General features: G+C 63.6%; 17 protein-coding genes and 3 pseudogenes. 9 read left to right on the top strand and 11 right to left on the bottom strand.

Annotated features, from left to right (window positions below; all coding sequences use genetic code 11):
• Positions 1-11: 11 nt before the first annotated feature.
• A complete protein-coding gene (locus KHC24_RS04735; protein ID WP_246546137.1) occupies positions 12-851 on the bottom strand; it encodes a sulfite exporter TauE/SafE family protein in 840 nt (279 codons plus the stop codon).
• Positions 848-1,849 (bottom strand): tRNA dihydrouridine(20/20a) synthase DusA, encoded by a 1,002-nt coding sequence (gene dusA / locus KHC24_RS04730; RefSeq protein WP_213359789.1) that lies wholly within the window; start codon positions 1,847-1,849, stop codon positions 848-850. The genes KHC24_RS04735 and dusA overlap by 4 nt, the downstream gene beginning before the upstream one ends.
• A gap of 112 nt (positions 1,850-1,961) precedes the next feature.
• On the opposite strand from dusA, the gene KHC24_RS24965 reads away from it, so the two are divergent.
• Both KHC24_RS24965 and KHC24_RS24960 read left to right on the top strand, forming a co-directional pair.
• Positions 1,962-2,483, top strand: a complete 522-nt coding sequence (locus tag KHC24_RS24965; RefSeq protein ID WP_246546133.1) for a hypothetical protein — start codon at positions 1,962-1,964, stop codon at positions 2,481-2,483.
• Positions 2,473-3,042: a site-specific integrase gene (locus KHC24_RS24960; RefSeq protein WP_309299369.1), complete on the top strand. Its 570-nt coding sequence runs from the start codon at positions 2,473-2,475 to the stop codon at positions 3,040-3,042. The genes KHC24_RS24965 and KHC24_RS24960 overlap by 11 nt, the downstream gene beginning before the upstream one ends.
• 238 nt (positions 3,043-3,280) lie before the next feature.
• On the opposite strand, the gene KHC24_RS04720 is transcribed toward KHC24_RS24960, so the two are convergent.
• On the bottom strand, positions 3,281-3,667 hold the full coding sequence (locus KHC24_RS04720; RefSeq protein WP_213361400.1) for a hypothetical protein: 387 nt from the start codon (positions 3,665-3,667) through the stop codon (positions 3,281-3,283).
• 145 nt (positions 3,668-3,812) lie between these two features.
• Here KHC24_RS04720 and KHC24_RS04715 point away from each other — a divergent pair.
• A pseudogene (locus tag KHC24_RS04715) lies at positions 3,813-4,927 on the top strand (type IV secretory system conjugative DNA transfer family protein); the annotation flags it as partial.
• Positions 4,928-4,932: 5 nt separating this feature from the next.
• The gene (locus KHC24_RS04710; protein ID WP_213359786.1) at positions 4,933-5,379 is read left to right on the top strand and encodes a CopG family transcriptional regulator; all 447 of its coding nucleotides are present in this window, start codon (positions 4,933-4,935) and stop codon (positions 5,377-5,379) included.
• Positions 5,380-5,562: 183 nt separating this feature from the next.
• Here the strand turns inward: KHC24_RS04710 and KHC24_RS04705 are convergent, their stop codons facing one another.
• Entirely contained in the window at positions 5,563-6,474 is a 912-nt protein-coding gene (locus KHC24_RS04705) for a LysR family transcriptional regulator (RefSeq protein ID WP_213359782.1), read from the bottom strand.
• 163 nt (positions 6,475-6,637) lie between these two features.
• On the opposite strand from KHC24_RS04705, the gene KHC24_RS25530 reads away from it, so the two are divergent.
• The 4 genes and pseudogenes from KHC24_RS25530 (at position 6,638) to KHC24_RS04690 (ending at position 9,696) form a co-directional block, all read left to right on the top strand.
• A complete protein-coding gene (locus KHC24_RS25530) occupies positions 6,638-6,853 on the top strand; it encodes a hypothetical protein (protein ID WP_309299366.1) in 216 nt (71 codons plus the stop codon).
• 18 nt (positions 6,854-6,871) lie between these two features.
• Positions 6,872-7,918: pseudogene (locus tag KHC24_RS04700) on the top strand (serine hydrolase domain-containing protein); the annotation flags it as partial.
• 34 nt (positions 7,919-7,952) lie between these two features.
• A complete protein-coding gene (locus KHC24_RS04695; RefSeq protein ID WP_213359779.1) occupies positions 7,953-8,834 on the top strand; it encodes an NmrA family NAD(P)-binding protein in 882 nt (293 codons plus the stop codon).
• 34 nt (positions 8,835-8,868) lie between these two features.
• Positions 8,869-9,696: an aldo/keto reductase gene (locus KHC24_RS04690; RefSeq protein WP_213359777.1), complete on the top strand. Its 828-nt coding sequence runs from the start codon at positions 8,869-8,871 to the stop codon at positions 9,694-9,696.
• 197 nt (positions 9,697-9,893) lie between these two features.
• On the opposite strand, the gene KHC24_RS04685 is transcribed toward KHC24_RS04690, so the two are convergent.
• The 6 genes and pseudogenes from KHC24_RS04685 to KHC24_RS04660 all read right to left on the bottom strand — a co-directional run bounded on the left by KHC24_RS04685 (position 9,894) and on the right by KHC24_RS04660 (position 16,089).
• Positions 9,894-11,453 (bottom strand): DHA2 family efflux MFS transporter permease subunit, encoded by a 1,560-nt coding sequence (locus tag KHC24_RS04685; RefSeq protein ID WP_213361137.1) that lies wholly within the window; start codon positions 11,451-11,453, stop codon positions 9,894-9,896.
• Positions 11,450-11,953 (bottom strand): isoprenylcysteine carboxyl methyltransferase family protein, encoded by a 504-nt coding sequence (locus KHC24_RS04680; RefSeq protein ID WP_213359775.1) that lies wholly within the window; start codon positions 11,951-11,953, stop codon positions 11,450-11,452. The genes KHC24_RS04685 and KHC24_RS04680 overlap by 4 nt, the downstream gene beginning before the upstream one ends.
• Positions 11,954-11,965: 12 nt before the next feature.
• Complete coding sequence (locus KHC24_RS04675; RefSeq protein WP_213359773.1) at positions 11,966-13,093, bottom strand: type III polyketide synthase; 1,128 nt, start codon at positions 13,091-13,093, stop codon at positions 11,966-11,968.
• Between the two features lie 659 nt (positions 13,094-13,752).
• Positions 13,753-14,247: a DUF302 domain-containing protein gene (locus KHC24_RS04670; protein ID WP_213359772.1), complete on the bottom strand. Its 495-nt coding sequence runs from the start codon at positions 14,245-14,247 to the stop codon at positions 13,753-13,755.
• 63 nt (positions 14,248-14,310) lie between these two features.
• Positions 14,311-15,172, bottom strand: a pseudogene (locus KHC24_RS04665) (alpha/beta fold hydrolase).
• Between the two features lie 146 nt (positions 15,173-15,318).
• Entirely contained in the window at positions 15,319-16,089 is a 771-nt protein-coding gene (locus tag KHC24_RS04660; protein ID WP_213359771.1) for an alpha/beta hydrolase, read from the bottom strand.
• 214 nt (positions 16,090-16,303) lie between these two features.
• Between KHC24_RS04660 and KHC24_RS04655 the strand changes: the two genes are divergently transcribed.
• On the top strand, positions 16,304-17,266 hold the full coding sequence (locus KHC24_RS04655) for an AraC family transcriptional regulator (protein ID WP_213359770.1): 963 nt from the start codon (positions 16,304-16,306) through the stop codon (positions 17,264-17,266).
• 587 nt (positions 17,267-17,853) lie between these two features.
• On the opposite strand, the gene KHC24_RS04650 is transcribed toward KHC24_RS04655, so the two are convergent.
• Positions 17,854-18,689 (bottom strand): IS5 family transposase gene (locus tag KHC24_RS04650; protein WP_373878600.1). Its coding sequence is split into 2 segments (ribosomal slippage): positions 17,854-18,287 and positions 18,287-18,689, totalling 837 coding nucleotides; the frame shifts between segments, so codons are not numbered across the junction.
• Between the last annotated feature and the right edge of the window lie 125 nt (positions 18,690-18,814).

The following is an 18,814-nucleotide window of genomic DNA, read 5'->3' as shown; positions in this document are numbered from 1 at the left end:
GGGCGAACCCCTCAGCCGGTGATCAGCGCCACCAGGAAGCGCAGCCCCATCAGGGCGAGATAGACACCGAAGCCGACTTCCAGCTGGCGCTTGGTGAAGCGATGCGCCAGCTTCGCCCCGAGCGGCGCCGCCAGCACGGCGATCGACCCGACCAGCACGGCGCCGGGGATCGATATGAACCCCAGCGAGAGCGGCGGCAGTTCGGCGAGATGTGGCCATCCACCCAGCACATAGCCGATCACGCCCGGCACCGCGATCAGCGCCCCGAGACCGGAGGAGGTCGCGATGGCGGTATGGATCGGCACCCGGTAGAGCGACAGGATCGCCACCGCGATGCCGCCGCCGCTGATGCCAACCAGCGAGGCAATGACGCCGATGAAGACGCCATAGGCCCGCATCGGCCAGGGGCCGGGCAACTGGTCGGCCAGAATCCAGCTTTCGCGGGCGAACAGCAGGCGTATCGACATCAACGTCGCGAACACCACGAAGGCCAGTTGCAGCACCCGGTCCGGCGAAACCGCCGCCAGCGCCGTGCCGGCGAGCACGCCGACGACCAGCGGCACCACCCATTGCCGCAGCACCTCGGTATTGATTTTGGTGCGCGAGCGATGGGCGAAGAAGGATCGCAAGGCCGTCGGCATGATGATGGCGAGCGCCGAGCCGACGGCGAGATGCATGCGCAGGGCATCCGGCACGCCGATGGCGCCGAACACCTCGTAGAGCACCGGCACCACGATGGCGCCGCCGCCGATGCCGAACAGGCCGGCGAGAATGCCGGTGGCGAAGCCGGCGACAACCAGGATGCCGACCAGCCAGAGGATCTGGTCGAGCGGGAGCGAAGCGATCATCATGCCACCAGTGCCCGCCGTTCCTCGGCGCGGCGCACCTCATCCACCGCCGCGCGCAGCACGTCGAGGCCCGCCTCCGGCTTCACCCCCTCGATGGCGAGACGCCGGCGATAGGCCCGTGCGCCCGGACGGCCGGTGAACAGGCCGAGCATGTGGCGGGTGATGTCGTGCAGCCGCCCGCCGCCATCGAGATGCGCCGCGATATAGGGCTCGAATGCCTCCACCGCGGCGAACGCGTCGGGATGCTTGTCCGATCCGCCGAACAGCCGCGAATCGACGTTGAGCAACAATTCCGGCTGCTGATAGGCGGCACGCCCCAGCATGACTCCGTCGACATGGGCGAGGTGCTGCTCCACCTCCTCCAGCAAGCCTATGCCGCCATTGATGATGATCGGCACCTGCGGCAGCCGCTGCTTCAGCCGGTACACCCGGTCATAGTCGAGCGGCGGGATGTCGCGGTTCTCCTTCGGCGACAGTCCCTGCAGCCACGCCTTGCGCGCATGCACGGTGAGGGTGTCGGCTCCCGCGGCCAGCACCGCGTCGGCGAGCGCGTCGAGCGCGACTTCCGGGTCCTGCTCGTCGACGCCGATGCGGCACTTTACGGTGACGGGAATGCCGACCTCCGCCTTCATCGCCGCGACGCAGGCGGCGACCAGCTCTGGCTCGCGCATCAGGCAGGCGCCGAAATTGCCGCCCTGCACCCGGTCGGACGGGCAGCCGACATTGAGGTTGATCTCGTCATACCCCCAGGAGGCGCAGATGGCGGCCGCCCGCGTGAGCGTGTCGGGATCCGAGCCGCCAAGTTGCAGCGCCACCGGATGCTCAAAGGAGGAAAAGCCGATCAGCCGCTCGCGGTCGCCGTGGATCACTGCGTTGGCGGTGACCATCTCGGTGTAGAGCAGCGTCTGGGCTGACAGCGTGCGGTGGAACGCCCGGCAGTGCCGATCGGTCCAATCCATCATAGGCGCCACGGAAAATCTAAATGATTGATTTTTCGACATTATTTTTGCAACTTCAAGGAGTTGGGTCTCGTCGTGTACACTCGATTTTTCGCCACGATACGCCCCAGTTTCCGATTTTTCGACGCGTGAGTGCACACGGAGCGCACACGGCTTGGCTACCCTCACTAAACTAAAATCCGGCTTCTGGAGAGCCCAGATCCGTCGGAAGGGGCAGTACGTCAATGAGACGTTCCTGCGCCGCAAGGATGCCGAGGAATGGGCGCTCGACATGGAGCGTCGCATCGATCGCCAGGAACCCGCCGTCACGCGCAGGTCGCGCGACGCGAAACGCTTCCACGATCTCGTCGAGCTCCACCGCCAGGACATGGCTGAAGTGGGTATCAGGATCGTCCGTTCCAAGGACTTCTGCCTCACCGCCCTCGACGAGGCGCTCGGCGCTTTGAAGATCGCCGATCTCGATCGCGAGCGCCTCATCAAGTACGGCAAGGACCGCGCGAAGGAAGGGGCTGGCCCGGTCACGGTCAGCATGGACTTCGGTTACATCAAGACCGTGCTCTCCCACGCTGCGGCGGTCCACGGCGTGACACTCTCGACCGAGCCCCTCGATCTCGCGCGCATCGCCCTGAAGCGGCTCGGCCTGATCGGGAAAGGCAAGGAGCGGGATCGAAGGTAAGGAGCGGGATCGCCGGCCGACGCAGGATGAGCTTGATCGCATCATCGCCGCGCTGGACGAGAACCCTCGGCAGAGCATCCCCGTCGGACGGATCGTGCGCTTTGCCGTGGCGACGGTAATGCGCCAGGAAGAAATCTGCCGCGTCGAGTGGCGCGACTTCGATCCGAGGACGCGGATGCTGCTCATTCGGGACCGCAAGGACCCGCGCAGGAAGGACGGCAACCATCAGCGCATCCCACTGCTCGACGTGTCGGGTTATGACACGTGCGAGATCATCAAGGAGCAAGGATTCTCCTCGAGCCGTCGAGAAGGCCGGATCTTCCCCTACAACGGCCGCTCGGTCGGCACTGCGTTTCGACGGCAATGCCGATACCTCAAGATCGAAGACCTGCATTTCCACGATCTGCGCCACGAAGGCACTAGCCGGCTGTTCGAGGCGGGCTTCGCCATCGAACAGGTGGCGCTCGTGACCGGCCAAAAGGACTGGAAGATGCTGCGGCGCTACACCCACCTCAAGCCGGAGGCGCTGCACACCATCCGGGCTGCGAGAGCGGCTTAGGGCCGATCGACATTCAGGATTCCCAAGGCATCAGAATGCTGATTCACAGGGGACCGTGTTTTGCAGCACTGGAGCCCTTCGACGGCCGCGTACCCGTAGGGCTGCAGGTGATCTGCTCCGATACGAAGGCCAGCGACCAGCGTTCATATGGCCCCATGGGGATCTTCATGGGTCCCCGCGTCCCGATTGCAGTGATCCTCTGCGGCCGTGTTATGGAAGGCAATGCAAATGTGAGGACTCAGCCCTGCACCCGCACGAAAGTGCGCGGCTGGACTTGAATGTTCGCGCGAACCTGCTGGTAGATCTGCGCCGCTCCGGGCATTTCGATCGTGACCGCAAGACCGAACGGAATCGCCTCGTCGATTGGAGTTCCTTGATCTTTTTCTCGCTGAACTTGAAGCGGGATCGAAGCGCCATTGGCGATCACGCCGATGCGTGCATCACGCCATCTACGATGGACGATCGTTCCGCTCTCAGATTGGCTGTTGGACGGTTGGCTCGTGGAGGTCCCAACGCCTGCGATCTCCAAACTGTCGGGCTGAAGCGAGGCGATCTTCAGTTTGACGGCACGGTAGGCAAGGTGCCCAGGCCGGATTGGTGTGAACCATGCGAGGGTTGCCCGCACCCTCCCGAATGCTTGCGCTGGCGCCGAGGGCCGGGGGGATCGGAATGTCGAAAGCCAGCGATCCTTCTATCGGCAGCGTGCCGGTCGCCCACCTGGTGGCTCTATCCGCAGCACAAGCAATCGCATCTTCCGGATCGACAAAGCCGTATCCCAGATGACGGCAAACCTCTCGTCGCCAATGTTCATGGTGCAAAGTAGCCGTCGGATCGATGATGGGGCGGATGAGCGCTCGGGCGTGCTCTCCACAACCATGTCCTTCCTTGGCCTCTACCGCGATCCGGTGATCGCCGAGGTGACGCGGCGCTGCGACTGGCGCATCGCCGATATCGTCGGCGGCAAGGCTCCCACCACCCTTTACCTCGTGGTGCCGCCCTCCGACATCAATCGCACCAAGCCACTGATCCGCCTGCTTCTCAACCAGATCGGCCGGCGCCTCACCGAGGATTTGCAGGTCAAGAGCGGACGCCATCGTCTGCTGCTCATGCTCGACGAGTTTCCGGCGCTGGGCGGTTAGACTTCTTCGAGAGCGCCCTCGCCTTCATGGCCGTCTATGGATTGAAAGCCTTCCTCATCGCCCAGTCGCTGAACCAGATCGAGAAGGCTTACGGCCCTAATAACTCCATCCTCGACAACTGCCATGTCCGCGTGAGCTTCGCCACCAACGACGAGCGCACCGCCAAACGCGTCTCCGACGCGCTTGGTACCGCAACCGAGATGAAGGCGATGAAGAACTATGCCGGGCACCGGCTATCGCCTTGGCTGGGTCATCTCATGGTATCGCGCTCGGAAACCGCCCGCCCGTTGCTCACCCCCGGCGAAGTCATGCAACTGCCGCCCACGGACGAGATCGTCATGGTCGCCGGCACCCCGCCGATCCGGGCGAAGAAGGCCCGCTATTACGAAGACGCGCGGTTCCGGGACCGGCTCCTGCCGCCACCAATGCTCTCTCGTGGTTCGACCGTCCAACACGATGATTGGACCGCGCTGCCGTTGGCCAGACCACAGGATGGCACCGGCGGGAGCACCGCGGACGAAGGTCGAGACGATGACCCGACCGGCTCCGAGCACCGGCATCAGCCCAAGCTCGGCCGCGTGAAGCCGGGCGAGAACATGCAGTCCATCGAGAACGAGTTCGAGTTCGACACGGATCGCGACGACGACATGGAGGACTTCGCCGCCCGGAACCGGCGCATGACCGGCCTGATGCAAGGCGTGGCCCGACAGGTCAGCCTCAATCCCAACGACGGCATGGAGCTTTGATCGCCATGGCAGGCCGCACGAAGAAAGCGCAGATCACGGTGTACCTCGAGCCGGACGTCATGGACCTGCTCGCGCAATACGCCGCCCAGCGCGACCAGTCGATGTCCCTGATCGCCCAGGCCGCGATCGCCTCCTTCCTGTCGCCGGACAGCGCCGAGCGCCAGGAGGCCGCTCTTGCCCGGCGCCTTGGCCAGATCGATCGCCGTCTCGCGCGGCTGGAGCGGGATCTCGGCATCTCGACCGAGGCCTTCGCCACTTTCATCCGCTTCTGGCTCGCCACCACCCCCGCGCTGCCCGAACCGGCCGCCCAGGCCACGCGGGCCAAGCTCTCCGAGCGCTACGCAGCCTACACCCGCGCGCTCGGCCGGCGCCTCGCGAAGGGACCGCAGCCGCGACAGGAGATCGTGGAGAATGTTGGGGGATCAGAGAAGGAGGGGAGCAACTGGAGTTGACCCATACCTGCCCCTCGACTGCCCTTTCAGCGACGTCTGCTTTGCGCCGCCATCTCGGCCGTAGAGATCGGATTGGCGATTTCCTGAAAGCAGACGTTGGCCTTTACCGCTCCGGAGGTCATGGTTGCGCCAACTCTAGACATTCGAAGCTTGCCGGAAACCCGATATTCGCACCGCCCTGGTTCACGCCGCCCCGGCGTCCAGCGCGGTGTCCCGTACGAAGTCCAGAAAGGCCCGAACCTTTGCCGGCGGCAGGTGACGCGAGGGATGATAGGCGTAGAGCGGATAAAGCTCCTCCGACCACTCCGGCAGGACCTGGACGAGGTCGCCCCCTGACAGAAGGGGTTCAAGACCCACGGCGAGGCTCTGAAAGATCCCCTGGCCCGCCACGCAGGCCGATATTGCGACCGACGGATCGTCCAGCACCAGCCGGCTCGAGACGTTGACCTCGACGAGCTCGCCGTCGCGGTGAAACCCCCAGGGGAACGGCAGACCGGTCTGCGGATCGCGGAACAGCAGCGCCTCGTGATGAACGAGGTCGTGCGGTGAACGCGGCTCCCCGTGCCGCTCCAGATAGGCGGGTGCGGCCACCGTCACCACGCGGGTGTCCAGCAGCTTGCGGGCGATAAGGGAGGATGCGTCCGGCGGACCGAAGCGCACCGCCACGTCGACCCCGGCCATCATCTCCTCGCGGTAATTGCTGGTGGAGACATCCACCGACAGCAGCGGATGGCGCTGCAGGAACTGCTGCAGCTTTGAAGCAAGCACCATCCGCGCGAACCACGGGTCCACCGACACGCGCAGCCGCCCGCGCACGACCGCCGCGGCACCGGCGGCCTCGGCAGCCGCCTCGTCGAGCCCGGCGAGCAGCGGCATCACCTGCGCGTGGAAGCGCCGCCCCTCTTCGGTAAGGCTGACCTCGCGCGGGTTGCGGTCGAACAGCCGCACGCCGACCCGCGCCTCCAGCCGCGCGACGGCCCGGCTCACCCCGGAAGGCGTCAGGCCCAGCATTTCGGCGGCGCGGGCAAAGTTGCCCGCCTCTGTGACCGCGGCCATGACGCCCACTCCGGTCAGAAGTCGCGTGTCGAACACCATGCCCCGCGCGTTCCGTCTTCAGATCAAAGTGAATCTTAGTCAACATAACACTGATAACAATGCGCGTGAATCACCTGGTAGCGCAGCGTAGAACGCCTCGATCGCAACACCATCGCGGGCAAGCCAAAGGCCGCGTTCTTGCGATCCCCGAAAGGAGCCGGTGATGAACCCGATGACTCGCAGAACTGTGCTCCAGCGCGGCGGCTTGCTGGGCGGACTTCTGGCGCTCGACGCCGCCCGCCCGGCTTTCGCCGCGACGCGACCTGCCGCATCGCTACGGAGTGCGGGCGCAATCGATGCCGCCCTGCGCGGCGGCGTTTCCCGCAACGACGTCGCCGGCGTCGTCGCCATGGCAGCGACCCGCACGGGTCTCGTCTAGGAGGACGCCTTTGGCACATCGAACGCTGCAACCGGTGCGCCGATGACGGTCGACACCGTGTTCTGGCTGTTGTCGATGACCAAGGCCTTCACCGCAACGGCCTGCATGCAGCTGGTCGAGCAGGGTCGTATCAATCTCGATGACGAGGCGTCGAAGTACCTGCCCGAACTCGCTGCGTCCCAGGTCCTGGAAGGCTTCGCTGCCGACGGCACGCCGCGCCTTCGTCCCGCCAAGCGGGCGATCACCGTGCGCCACCTGCTGACCCACACCTCCGGCTATACCTATTCGATCTGGAGCGAAGCGCTGACCCGCTATGAGCAGGTCACCGGCATGCCGGACATCGCCACGTGCAAGAACGCCGCCTTCACCGCTCCGCTGGAATTCGACCCGGGCGAGCGGTGGGAATACGGCATCAGCATGGACTGGGTCGGCAAGCTGGTCGAGGCGGTCTCCGACCAGGCGCTGGAGGTGTATTTCCGCGAGAAAATCTTCGGCCCGCTCGGCATGAAGGATTCCGGCTTCCTGATCGGCAGTGCGCAGAAGAAGCGCGTCGCCACCTTCCACAGCCGCCGCGCCGATGGCGGGCTGGAGCCCGGTCCGTTCGCGATGCCGCAGCGGCCCGAATTCTTCATGGGCGGCGGCGGCGCCTTCTCGACCCCGCGCGACTACATGACCTTCCTGCAGGCCCTTCTGAACGGCGGCGCAGTGGGCGGCGTGCGCATCCTGCGGCCGGAGACGGTGGCGCTGATGATGCAGAACCAGATCGGCGAACTGAACGTTCACGAGATGCGCTCGGCGCATCCGGCCTACTCGCGTAGCTTCGACCAGTTTCCCGGCCAGCCGCACAAATGGGGCCTGTCCTTCGACATCAACACTGAGCCGGGCCCGAACGGGCGTTCCGCCGGCAGCGTCTCCTGGGCCGGCCTGCTCAATTGCTATTTCTGGATCGACCCGGTGAAGCACGTCACCGGTGCGCTCTTCACGCAGGTGCTGCCGTTTTACGACGAGTGGGTGGTCGCGCTCTACGGCGCGTTCGAGCGCGAACTCTATGCCGGCCTCGCCTGAGCCGCGCGATCCCCAATTCCACTGGAGAACCACCATGTATGCCATCACCGGAATCACCGGCAAGGTCGGCGGCGCACTGGCGCGCAGCCTGCTCGCCGAGAACCTGCCCGTGCGGGCCCTGCTGCGCGACGAGGCCAAGGCCGCCGAGTGGCGCGCCAGAGGCTGCGCCGCCGCCATCGCCGAGATGAATGACGCGACAAGCCTTGCCGCCGCCTTCAAGGATGCGGAGGGCGTCTTCATCCTGCCCCCGTCCGAGTTCGACCCGGAGCCCGGCTTTCCCGAAGCACGGCGCGTCATAGAGGCGGTGACGCAGGCCCTTACAGAGGCTCGCCCCGCCAAGGTCGTCTGCCTGTCGACCATCGGCGCCGACGCGCCGCATGAGAACCTGCTGACCCAGCGCACGCTGCTGGAGGAGGCGGTGGGCGCACTCGGCCTGCCGGTCACCTTCCTGCGGCCCGGCTGGTTCATGGAGAATGCGCAATGGGACATCCCCGCTGCGCGCGATGAAGGCGTGCTGCGCAGCTTCCTGCAGCCCGCCGACAAGCCCTTCCCCATGATCGCGACGCAGGATGTCGGCCACACCGCCGCCGCGCTGCTGCGCGAGGACTGGAACGGAACGCGGGTCGTCGAGCTGGAGGGTCCCGCCCGCGTGTCGCCGAACGACATCGCCTGCGCCTTCGCCACTGCGTTGGGACGCCCGGTCTCGGTCGAGATCGTGCCGCGCGAGACATGGGAAGGGATCTTCCGCGCGCAGGGCACCCGCAACCCGCAGCCCAGAATCCGCATGATCGACGGCTTCAATGAAGGCTGGATCGACTTTATCGATCAGGGCCGGGCGGCGCGGAAGGGGTCCATCACCATTGAAAGCGTCATTGCCGAGATGGTGCAGGCCAGTCGCGGCAAGGCTGATGCGTGAGCTCCAGCTCCGCAAGCATCAATAGGAGAGGATCATGGAGACCATTACCACGCGGGGCGTTGCCATCCCCCGTCTCGGCTTCGGCACCTTCCGCATGCCCGGCGCCGACGCCCAACCCGTGGTCGAGAGTGCGCTCGCGCTCGGCTACCGGCACATCGATACGGCGGCGATGTACGAGAACGAGGCTGCCGTCGGCGCCGCCATCGCGGCTTCCTGCGTTGCTCGGGACGAACTCTTTGTCACCACCAAGGTCTGGCACGATCAGCTCGGCCCGGAGGCGCTGCATCGGGCCTTCGACGCCAGCCTGCGCAAGCTCGGTCTCGATCATGTGGACCTCTACATGATCCATTGGCCTTCGCGGGACATGGACATGGCGGCGACGCTGGACGCGCTGATGTCACTGCGCGAGCGCGGTCTCACGCAGGCGATCGGCGTGTGCAATTTCAACCTGCCGATGCTTCGTCGTGCTGTCGAAGAGATCGGTGCGCCGATCGCGAGCGTGCAGCTCGAGTATCACCCCTTCCTGTCGCAGGCGCCGATGCTGACCTATCTGCGCGGCCAGGGCATTCCGCAGACCGCCTATGCACCACTGGCACAGGGGCGGGCGGCGAATGATCCGACGCTGGCCGCGCTGGGCCTCAAGCATGGCTGCAGCGCCGCGCAGATGGCCATCGCCTGGCTGCTGGACCAGCCCGGTGTCGCGGTTATCCCCAAGGCCGCCCGCCCTGAGAGCCAGAGGGCCAATCTCGATGCCCTCGCCATTCGGCTCGACGACGAGGACCGCGCCGCCATTGCTGCGCTCCCGAAGGACCAGCGCTTCGTGCGCCCGCCCTTCGCGCCGGATTGGGACGCGGCGGCGTAGGCAATCCATGGACGGGGAGCGCCAGGTGCGGACATCCACCCAGGCCGCATTAGCTAACCTTCAACAGCAAGCGCCCGGTTGGATTCGTTCTTGGACCTTCTCCCGCGTTCTCAATAGAATGCCGTGCTGTTCCATCCGAATAGCGTTGGCTATCCCCTGATTAGGGCCGACCAGGCTGCCGCCAGAAGGCAACCCGCTTATTTCATTGACAAAGGGCGAGATGGCACCAGCAGGACCAGACCGCAACCGAGTAGCATGGCACCGGCAAGCATGAGCCATGCTTCGTTGATGGACTGGACCAATGCCGCCTTTTCCACCAAGGGCCGCACGAACGCCTCTATGGCCGGATCGAGTGGCACCTTGATGGCTCCGCTCAAGGCATTGGGCGGTAACCCGACGATGTCGGCGGCCGAAATATCGCCCGCCAGCAGCCGCTGCTTGAGCGCCTCAGCGTAAACGGGCGCGCGCCCAAACATCACCGTATCGATCAGCGCGATGCCGATGGCGCCGCCAAGATTGCGCATAAGGTTGAACAGGCCGCTGGCATCCGGCACTGCCTCAGGCGCCAGATTCCCTAGGGCGAGGCGGGTCGGCGGCAACAGGCAGAGCATGATCGCACCGCCGCGCACGATCTGCGGCCAGAACATGCCGTCAAAATCGGTCTCGCGGGTCGCGAACCCGCTCATGCCCAGGCCGATGCCGAACAGCGCAAACCCGGCAAGGGTGAGCAGGCGCGCGTTGCCGCGTCGTTCCAGCTCAACGGCAATGGGCGAAGTGACAAGTTGGGTGACGCCGGTGACAAGCATTACCGTACCGATCGCCAGTGGCCCATGCTCGCGCACGAAGCCTAGGAATACCGGCATCAGATACACAGACCCGTATAGTCCCATGCCGAGAATGAAGCTGAGCGCGCAGCCGATGGCAAAGCCCCGGTCGTGAAAGGTCCGCAACTGGACGATGGGTTCGGCGCTGGCGACCATGTGCCGCACAAACATTGTGCCGGCGATCAGGCTGGCGGCAAGCAACGCCAGAACCGGCATCGCAAGCCAGCCGCGGTGGGGAGCGTCCTTCAGCGCTATCTGCAGACTTGCGAGGCAGACGGCCAGCAGGGCGAGGCCGGCGAGGTCCAGCGAGCGCAGCAGGGCGCGATCGCCGACGTCCCGCGCCAACACGGTCAGCCCGAGTGCGCAGGCGAGGATCCCGGGAGCGACATTGACGAGGAATAGCCAGTGCCACGATGTGGTTTGGGTGATCCATCCGCCGACAATGGGCCCGACCGTTGGCGCCAGCACCGCCAGCATGCCGGCAAGCGTGGTCGCGAAGCCCTGAAGCCGGAACGGAAACAGCAGAAACACCGCAGAGAACACCAGCGGGATCAGCATGCCGCCAAAGAATCCCTGCGCCACCCGCGCCGCGATAAGCGGTACGAAACCTGTGCTCGCCGCGCAGCCGATGGAGGCGAGCGTGAAGGCGCTGACGGCGATGGCGAACAGCACCCGCATGCCGAGGGCGCGGGTCAGCAGGCCGGTCAGCGGGATCGCGATCACCTCGGCAATAAGATAGGCCGTCTGTATCCAGCTCATCGACTCGGCGGGTATGCCGAGCGCGTCGCGGATTGCCGGCAGCGACGTCGCGACCACCTGGATGTCCAGCACCGCCATAAACATGCCGAGACACATGGCGGCGAAGCCGACCCATGTCCGCATCAGCACCGGGTGGGATGGAGCTAGAACAAGTGATGGTCGCGCCGGGCTCATGTCGACACGCTGCACGTGCCGATACCCAAAGCAGCGTTTTCGGCACGGATGCGGACATAGAGCATGATCGCGTTCAGCACCGAAAACACGAGCGCGTAGCCGACGAGACCAAACACTAGCGGCAGAACGGCGATCTCGGCCGCAACGACGACATAGTTGGGATGCGACAGGAAGCGGTACGGCCCCCGCTGCACCAGGGAAGCGTGAGGCAGGACGATGATGCGGGTGGTCCAGCGCCGTCCAAGAGAAGCCAGCACCCAGCCCCGGAGGACTTGCAGCAGGACGTAGACGACGAGCAGCACAAGGCTTACCGGCCGCCCCGGCGCCAGCCACCACAGGCCAGCCAGCCACAGCGCATGCAGCGCGACCATGTAGGGATAGTGCTCGGCGGCTGCTTCCTGCGCGCCCTGTGAGAGCAGCCGCGTCGTGTTGTAGTTTGACAACACAAGCTCACTGAGCCGCTGCGCTGTGACGAGGCTCAGAATGAGGAGGGCTTCCATGTCTGTCCCCGCTCATGCTGTCTGGGCGAGGGAGACGCAGGAGGCGGTGAATCCCGGTCCCATCGTCACCAAGGTGGCGCGCTCCGGCAGGCCCTGGGCAATCACCCGCTCGAGGATGAACAGCACCGTCGGTGCCGACATGTTGCCGAAATCAGCGAGCACGCCGCGCTCATGATCGAGCGAGCCTTGATCGAGGTTGAACGCACGTTCGATGGCGGCCACGACCTTGGTCCCGCCGGGATGGCAGACAAACCGTCCGATCTCTTCGGGGGCGAGCCCCATGCGCCCGAGAATACTAGTGATGGCAGGCCTGAGGTTCGTCGCGGCAAAGGACGGCACGTTGGGCTCCAGAATTACGCCGAAGCTCACGGGATCCATGCTCCAGCCCATGATGCCGAGCGTGCCGGGCCACAGATGCTCGCCGGCCCCTTCGATGAGGGCAAGCCCGTGCTCCCCGGTGCGCAGCACGCAGGCGGCTGCACCGTCGCCAAACAGGGCGGTGGAGATCAGATGGGCCTTGTCCGGCCGATCGAGACGGAAGGCGAGCGAGCTCAACTCAACCGTCACCATCAGCACCGTCGAGCCCGGGCGGGCCTGCGCGAGGCGCGAGGCGATAGCGAGCCCGGTGACGCCGCCGGCGCAGCCTAGCCCAAATACCGGGACGCGTTCGATGTCGGCGCGAAAGCCCATTCGGGCGTGGACAACCGCGTCGAGGCTCGGCGTTGCTATCCCGCTGGTGGAGATAAACACCACGGCATCGACATCATCGGCTGAGCAGCCTGCAGCAGCCAGCGCCTTGTTCGCCACCTCGACGAACAGGTCTGCGCCGACCTCCATGTAGACTTCCGTGCGCTCTGGCCAACCCCGAGGCTCAAGGTACCAGTCGAGCGGACGCGCCGCATGGCGCTTCTTGATCCCGGTGCTGGCGAATATGCCGGTCATTGTTTCGGACCGGCTGAAAATCTCGGAAAAGAACTGATGCATGGTCGCCGCGACATCCGGCTGCTTAAGCACATGTGGGGGAACCGCCGTGGCGAGCGAAAGCAGACTGGGCAATTCATTCTCGCCGGCCAGAGGAAGTGGTCGTCCGATGGTTCGTAGGTTCGGCGCAGAATGTGATGACTTTGTCACTGTGAGCATGACCGTGATCTCGCCATGAGGCTTCCGACCCGACCATGCAGGCGAAGCTCGATTGCAGATTTATAATAATAAAAAACTATACCATGTAATGGCTATTCAAATTAGAAATAATTGACATTTTTATTAGCCCATATAAGGAGACTAATTTAACTTCATTTTTAATCAGGATCGACTCATGATGAAATAATACGTACGTTTACTGTCTCATACAAAGATATGATTCATTATTATCAACGGATTCATTACTATACGTAAATATCAATCACGCTACTAGATTAATAATAACTACGCTAAGGTCACGAAGTCGGCGCGGCAGCCGAAAATGAGCCGTTTACGCTCACGGGTGAATATTTCGAAGAAGCCGAACCTACCCTCACGGCATCACTGGACCGGTAACCCCACCTGCAGCCAGCCTAATAAGCTACAATCTTGGAGTTTCCGGTATTTGGAAATGGTCAGCAGAGCTACGCGGCGATGCCGATGACGTTGATTATCTGTCGCAGGTTGAGCTTTGCAGCTCGAACGACCGTTATTGAGTAATGCCGTTCCGCCGCTCAAACCTCAACCGGGCGCGACCCGGACCTGGGTCGTGCACGACCTGGAGTCCGTTGGAACAGAACCTCCAACTTGGCAATGACCCGAAGTTTCATCAGGAGAGTTTAGCCAGCGCATTCGCGCAGCAATCCTACAATTTTCGCATCGAGATTGCGCGCGACGGCAGGTGCGTCCGAATTGCCATAATGCGCCAGATAACTCTCCATTCTGTCATAGGAGAGATGCGCGCCATCTGGACGCTCATCAATGAGGACTGTGACTGGAGCGTAAGATCCAGCATCTGGAACGTGCTTGACCATTTCTTTCATAATGAGCGGATTGCCCACCAAAAACCGCGTGCTCTTGGGAGCGTCGGGTCCCGTTTCACGGCGCAGACTGGCGCCCAGGTCGAACTCCGCAAAGAGCATTAGACCTGTGCGGCCCAGGCCGGTTTCCACAATGCGTTCCAAATCAGCGAAGGACCTTGTAGCCTTCGTCGCCTTGAAAAACTCGACCATGCCAGGCTGCCCGACCGCCGACTTCAGCGCGGCCACAACGGCGTCGAAGGGTTTCGAACAAGTGAGGCTGAAACGCTCAGCCCCGACGTTTGCGACTGCCATTTCCTTCTCCGTAGCAGTTTTCATGCATAAAGGTGCGACCGATCATGCGGGTATTACAGCCGACTACGCTTCCAGAAAGGTCCGGACCTGGCTGACAAACAACTCGTGGTGCTGGAAAAGGGCGCCGTGTCCTGAATCGGGATAAAGAACCAACTGAGCGTTGCTGAGAGCCTTGAACATTACGTAGGCATTGTCAGCCGGCAGCATGGTGTCGTGGCTGCCGCTGACCACAAGGGTTGGCTGGCGGATGGCCCGCAGAATGGCGTGCTCGGGATCGGGTGTAGCGCACCAGGTGATCACCGCCTTGGCCTGCGGATCGGTTACCGCGCTGCCGCTATCGGTGTCCCGATCGTCCTTGCGCATCTTCGTCCGCTTAAGGAATTCCAGGCCGGACGACCGGCTGTCGGATGACTTCGTGAAGAATAGCGGCAGGCGGGGATCCGGCGCATCGGTATCGGAAAACGCCTCCTGGAGAACCGCCAACAGGTGTTCCTCTCCGCCCCTCGGCGCTGTGCCGGCGAGGATGAGCTTTCGGACCAGCGGCCCGTGCTCGGCAGCGATCTGCTGGGCGATGAAGCCGCCGAGGGAAAAGCCCAGCAGGTCGACCTCGGTGAGGCCGAGCAGGTTGATGAAGTCGACCGCGTCGCGTGCCATCGCCGCGACGTTGTCGGGCGTTTCACCGGTCGACCGACCGACTCCCGCGTTGTCGAAGGCGATGACAGGGCGATGGGCAGCAAGGGCGTTGACGACGGCGGGGTCCCCACGCGTCAATATTTCCCGAGAAATGCTGCAGAAGCACCAGCGGCGTTCCGGTCGCAGGGCCGAGGTGGCGATAGGCGAAGCGGATTCCCTGGCCCTCGATATATCGGGTGGGCGCCGTTTCTAGTGTCGCGGCGTTCTGGCTCGCGGTGTCAAGTTCAGTCATGTCATCCTCCGGATGCTTGGCAAGAAATAATTGAGGGGGCGTAGAAATGGTCCGATCTGGCCAGGTCTGAGCCGCTCGCGGTCCTGGGCATTCCGAGGTCCGAGCAAGCTGATGCTCCCGGCACGAAGGTGCCGGGAGCAGTATCGTCACTTGACGAGCGCGGCCTTTTCGATCACCGCGGCGACTTCCTTCGCATGGACGACGAGCGAAGCATGACTGCCGGCGACTTCCGTCGTCCGGGCCTTCATTCTGGTGGCGAAAAACTTCTGGGCCTCGGGTGCGATCACCTTGTCCTTGGTGCTGATCACGTAGAACGTCGGCTTGTCGCGCCAGGCGGCCGTATCGACCGGGGCCTCGAACGCCGTGTGGTTCAACGGAAGCTGGTGGTTGGCCAAAGATTCGGCGATCTGCGGGGGAAGGTCAGCCGCAACCGCTGACGGAAACACTTTGGGGTCGATGTAGAGGTTGCCCTTGTCGTCAGGGTGAATTGCCGCAGTGCCTTCGGTTGCCGGACCGCTCTTGGCGAGCGTCGCCAGCGATTGTCCGACGTCGGGTGCGAATGCGGAAACGTAGACGAGCGCCGAGACCTTGGGATCGTCACCGGCTTCCGTGATGACCACGCCGCCCCAGGAATGGCCGACGAGAACGGTCTTGCCGTTCTGCTTCGCGAGCGCCTGATCGGTGGCGTCGACGTCAGCCGCAAGGGAGGTCAGCGGGTTTGCGACGAGCGTGACATTGTAGCCCTTCTTCGTGAGGATATCGGCAACCGGCTTCCAGCTCGTCTGGTCGACGAAAGCACCGTGGACGAGGACGATATTGTGAGCCGCCCCCTTGGGCAGTTCGGCCGACTGGGCGGGGGCGGCGACTGTTGCTCCGGCCATGAGGATGGTGGCGACCGAGAGGAGAAGATTTCGCATTGATTGCTCCTGTTGAGATGATGGGCGACGCGGGTCCTGGGGAGGCCAGGCGTGTCGGCAAAGTCGCGCTTCTTCCATCCGCCGTTTTGCGAGATGGCTTGCCGCGCGACCTGTTGTGTCGACCTGAGATCAAGTGGGAGGGGTGGTTTTCGGACGTCAGGCCCCAATCGTCCGAATATTGTGTCCGACCGTCCGTCACATTACGATCCGTAAGATGGACATCCTTGCCCAAGTTCTCGATCGCGTCCGCCTAGGTGGGACTCTGCTCTTCCACTTCGAGCTGGGGCATCCATGGAACCTGGCATTGCCGGCGCGTCCCTACGCCCTGTTCCATTATCTCAGTCGCGGCTCAGCTACCCTGGTGCTTGAACAGGGGCGAGAATTACACATGGTCGAGGGCGACTTGGTTGTCGTCACGCGCGGCGAGCCTCACCTGATTTATTCGGACCACCGGGCGAAGCCTTTAGCGATCCTGGACCTCGACCGACCGTCCGGGCGCCTCGGCGTCGTTCGTCATGGAGGCAACGCCCAGCCACTCTCAGCGATGATCTGCGGCAATTTCACTGTGGAGCGGCCCTCGCGCGGCAGCGTTTTGAAATTGCTTCCGCCCCTGCTTCTCCTGAAGTCGACAGACGGCGGCGGAGGGCTAGAGACGATTCTGGAACGCATGGTGAGCGAATCGGCCTTCGCGCGCCCCGGCCAGGACGTCGCCCTTTCTCGACTGACAGAAATACTCTTCGTCGAGGTGTTGCGGAGCTGGATCAAGTCTCTCGATTCCGGAGAGGGCGGATGGCTGGGGGCGATGGCGGACCCGCAGATAGGACCGGCGCTTCAGTTGATCCACGAACGACCCGATCGGCCTTGGACCCTTGGCGAGCTCGGGAATCGCGTTGGGCTCGGTCGCTCAGCGTTTTCGGCTCGCTTCACCAAGCTCGTTGGCGAGTCTATGTACCGTTATCTGATCGCACGCCGGATGGCGGAGGCTGCGTTTCTACTCGAAACAAGCAACGATGGGATTGCACGGATTGCGAACCGTGTCGGCTATGAGACCGCGGCCGCATTTTCGAAGTTGTTCCTCCGACATCACGGCTTATCGCCTGGGCGATACAGAGCAGTTCGCCGTCCTGAGAGTGTGAGAAGGCAAGTAGACCTTACGGAAACAGACGTTGCCGTTTGACCTGTCGCGCTTGTCTCCGCGCCGTGATCGACAACTTCGACACGGACGGTTCTGGAAGTGTGGGCAGAGGAATTGCTCCGGCACGAGCGTCCAGTTCGGTTCTGGAAAGGTCGAAATTTAGCGCGCCAATGTTGATAAAAGTAAAAATTAGGCTTTCGCTGCGACCGTTGATTTCTGTGGAGACCTGACCCTGGATTTTCACTTGGAAGTAACCTCGGCTAGTGATGGTCCTTGGTCAGGTAGCGGTCAGTGCTCGGCTGATCATGCCAAAGATGAGATCGCAATCGACCTCACAGCCACACGCAAGGAGTTGGCCGAGGTCGAGAAACAAATTCGGAGTACAACGGCGAAGCACAACGTGTCGAAAGGAACTGGATTTGGCGGTGTTGTCAGAGGCGGATGCCTAATCGACGCGGCTCCCCTGAAGGGCCGCGGAGGCCTGACCGGAGACAATTTTTCGTTAGCCCTACATCACCTCTAATAGACCCGGAAACGCACATTCCGAACGCCCGCGATGGGTCACTTCAGGGCTCCGCGTCGGTCAACCACGACGGCCGCTTTGATTGGCCTGACGCTAGGCAGCGGACTCATAATGCGTTGATCCAGATGCGGACGGCGGCGAGCTTGAGCGCGGCGAGGAAGTTGTCCGGGCGCCGGTCGTAGCGGGTGGCGAGGCCCCGCATCTGCTTGATCCTGTTGAAGAAGCGCTCGACGAGGTTCCTCTGGCGGTAGAGCCGGGGGCTGAAGGCGAAGGTACGCTTGCGGATCGTGCGCGGTGGCACATTGGCAAATCCGCCGCGCCCCGCCATCTCGGCGCGGATGGCGTCGGTGTCATAGGCCTTGTCGGCGAGGAGGATGCCGCCCCGTGCGAGCCGGGCCAGCAACTCCCGCCCAGCCGGCGCGTCGCCCGCCTGCCCGGCGGTGAGCAGGAGGTGGATCGGCCGGCCTTCAGCATCGACCAGAGCGTGGACCTTGGTGGTCAGGCCGCCCCGGGAGCGTCCCATGCAACGATCGTCGTCGCCCCCTTTTTGATCGCGGCACCATGCTGGTGCACGCGAACGCAGGATGCGTCGATCATCACGATGTCGCCATCATAGGCGGCCGAGACCGCTTCCAGCAGCCTGTCCCAGACCCCGGCCGCCCGCCAGCGCACGAAACGGTTGTACGGGGTTGTACGAGGTCCATAGCGCTCCGGAACGTTTCGCCAAGGCGCCCCGGTGCGGAACCGCCAGAGACGGTTGTACGGGGTTGTACGAGGTCCATAGCGCTCCGGAACGTTTCGCCATGGCGCCCCGGTGCGGAACCGCCAGAGAATGCCGTTGATCATCCGGCGGTCATCTACCCGTGCGACCCCGCGCGGCTTGTTCGGCAAAAACGGGGCGATGACCGCCCATTCCTCGTCGGTCAATTCGTGGCGGCGCATCGCTCTCTCCTATATCGGGAGAGGTTGAATCATGCTCCGAGCCTGGCCGCAAATTTATGTGGCCACTGCCTAAAAGCCGACAGTCTGCAACCGGCCCGAGGCTGTGTGAAAACCCCTGACTTTGC

This window comes from Ancylobacter defluvii, from assembly GCF_018390605.1.
In the GTDB taxonomy this organism is placed as follows: Bacteria; Pseudomonadota; Alphaproteobacteria; order Rhizobiales; family Xanthobacteraceae; genus Ancylobacter; species Ancylobacter defluvii.
Note: the sequence above shows the minus strand (reverse complement) of the source record. Positions and strands in the feature narration are given on the sequence as shown.

Coding starts and splice junctions, on each gene's coding strand:
- KHC24_RS04710 (WP_213359786.1), top strand. CDS start 4,933: ATGGCAGGCCGCACGAAGAAAGCGCAGATCACGGTGTACCTCGAGCCG.
- KHC24_RS04705 (WP_213359782.1), bottom strand. CDS start 6,474: ATGGTGTTCGACACGCGACTTCTGACCGGAGTGGGCGTCATGGCCGCG.
- KHC24_RS04655 (WP_213359770.1), top strand. CDS start 16,304: ATGGACATCCTTGCCCAAGTTCTCGATCGCGTCCGCCTAGGTGGGACT.
- KHC24_RS25530 (WP_309299366.1), top strand. CDS start 6,638: ATGAACCCGATGACTCGCAGAACTGTGCTCCAGCGCGGCGGCTTGCTG.
- KHC24_RS04735 (WP_246546137.1), bottom strand. CDS start 851: ATGATGATCGCTTCGCTCCCGCTCGACCAGATCCTCTGGCTGGTCGGC.
- dusA (WP_213359789.1), bottom strand. CDS start 1,849: ATGTCGAAAAATCAATCATTTAGATTTTCCGTGGCGCCTATGATGGAT.
- KHC24_RS04680 (WP_213359775.1), bottom strand. CDS start 11,953: ATGGAAGCCCTCCTCATTCTGAGCCTCGTCACAGCGCAGCGGCTCAGT.
- KHC24_RS04690 (WP_213359777.1), top strand. CDS start 8,869: ATGGAGACCATTACCACGCGGGGCGTTGCCATCCCCCGTCTCGGCTTC.
- KHC24_RS04660 (WP_213359771.1), bottom strand. CDS start 16,089: ATGCGAAATCTTCTCCTCTCGGTCGCCACCATCCTCATGGCCGGAGCA.
- KHC24_RS04670 (WP_213359772.1), bottom strand. CDS start 14,247: ATGGCAGTCGCAAACGTCGGGGCTGAGCGTTTCAGCCTCACTTGTTCG.
- KHC24_RS04685 (WP_213361137.1), bottom strand. CDS start 11,453: ATGAGCCCGGCGCGACCATCACTTGTTCTAGCTCCATCCCACCCGGTG.
- KHC24_RS04695 (WP_213359779.1), top strand. CDS start 7,953: ATGTATGCCATCACCGGAATCACCGGCAAGGTCGGCGGCGCACTGGCG.
- KHC24_RS04675 (WP_213359773.1), bottom strand. CDS start 13,093: ATGCTCACAGTGACAAAGTCATCACATTCTGCGCCGAACCTACGAACC.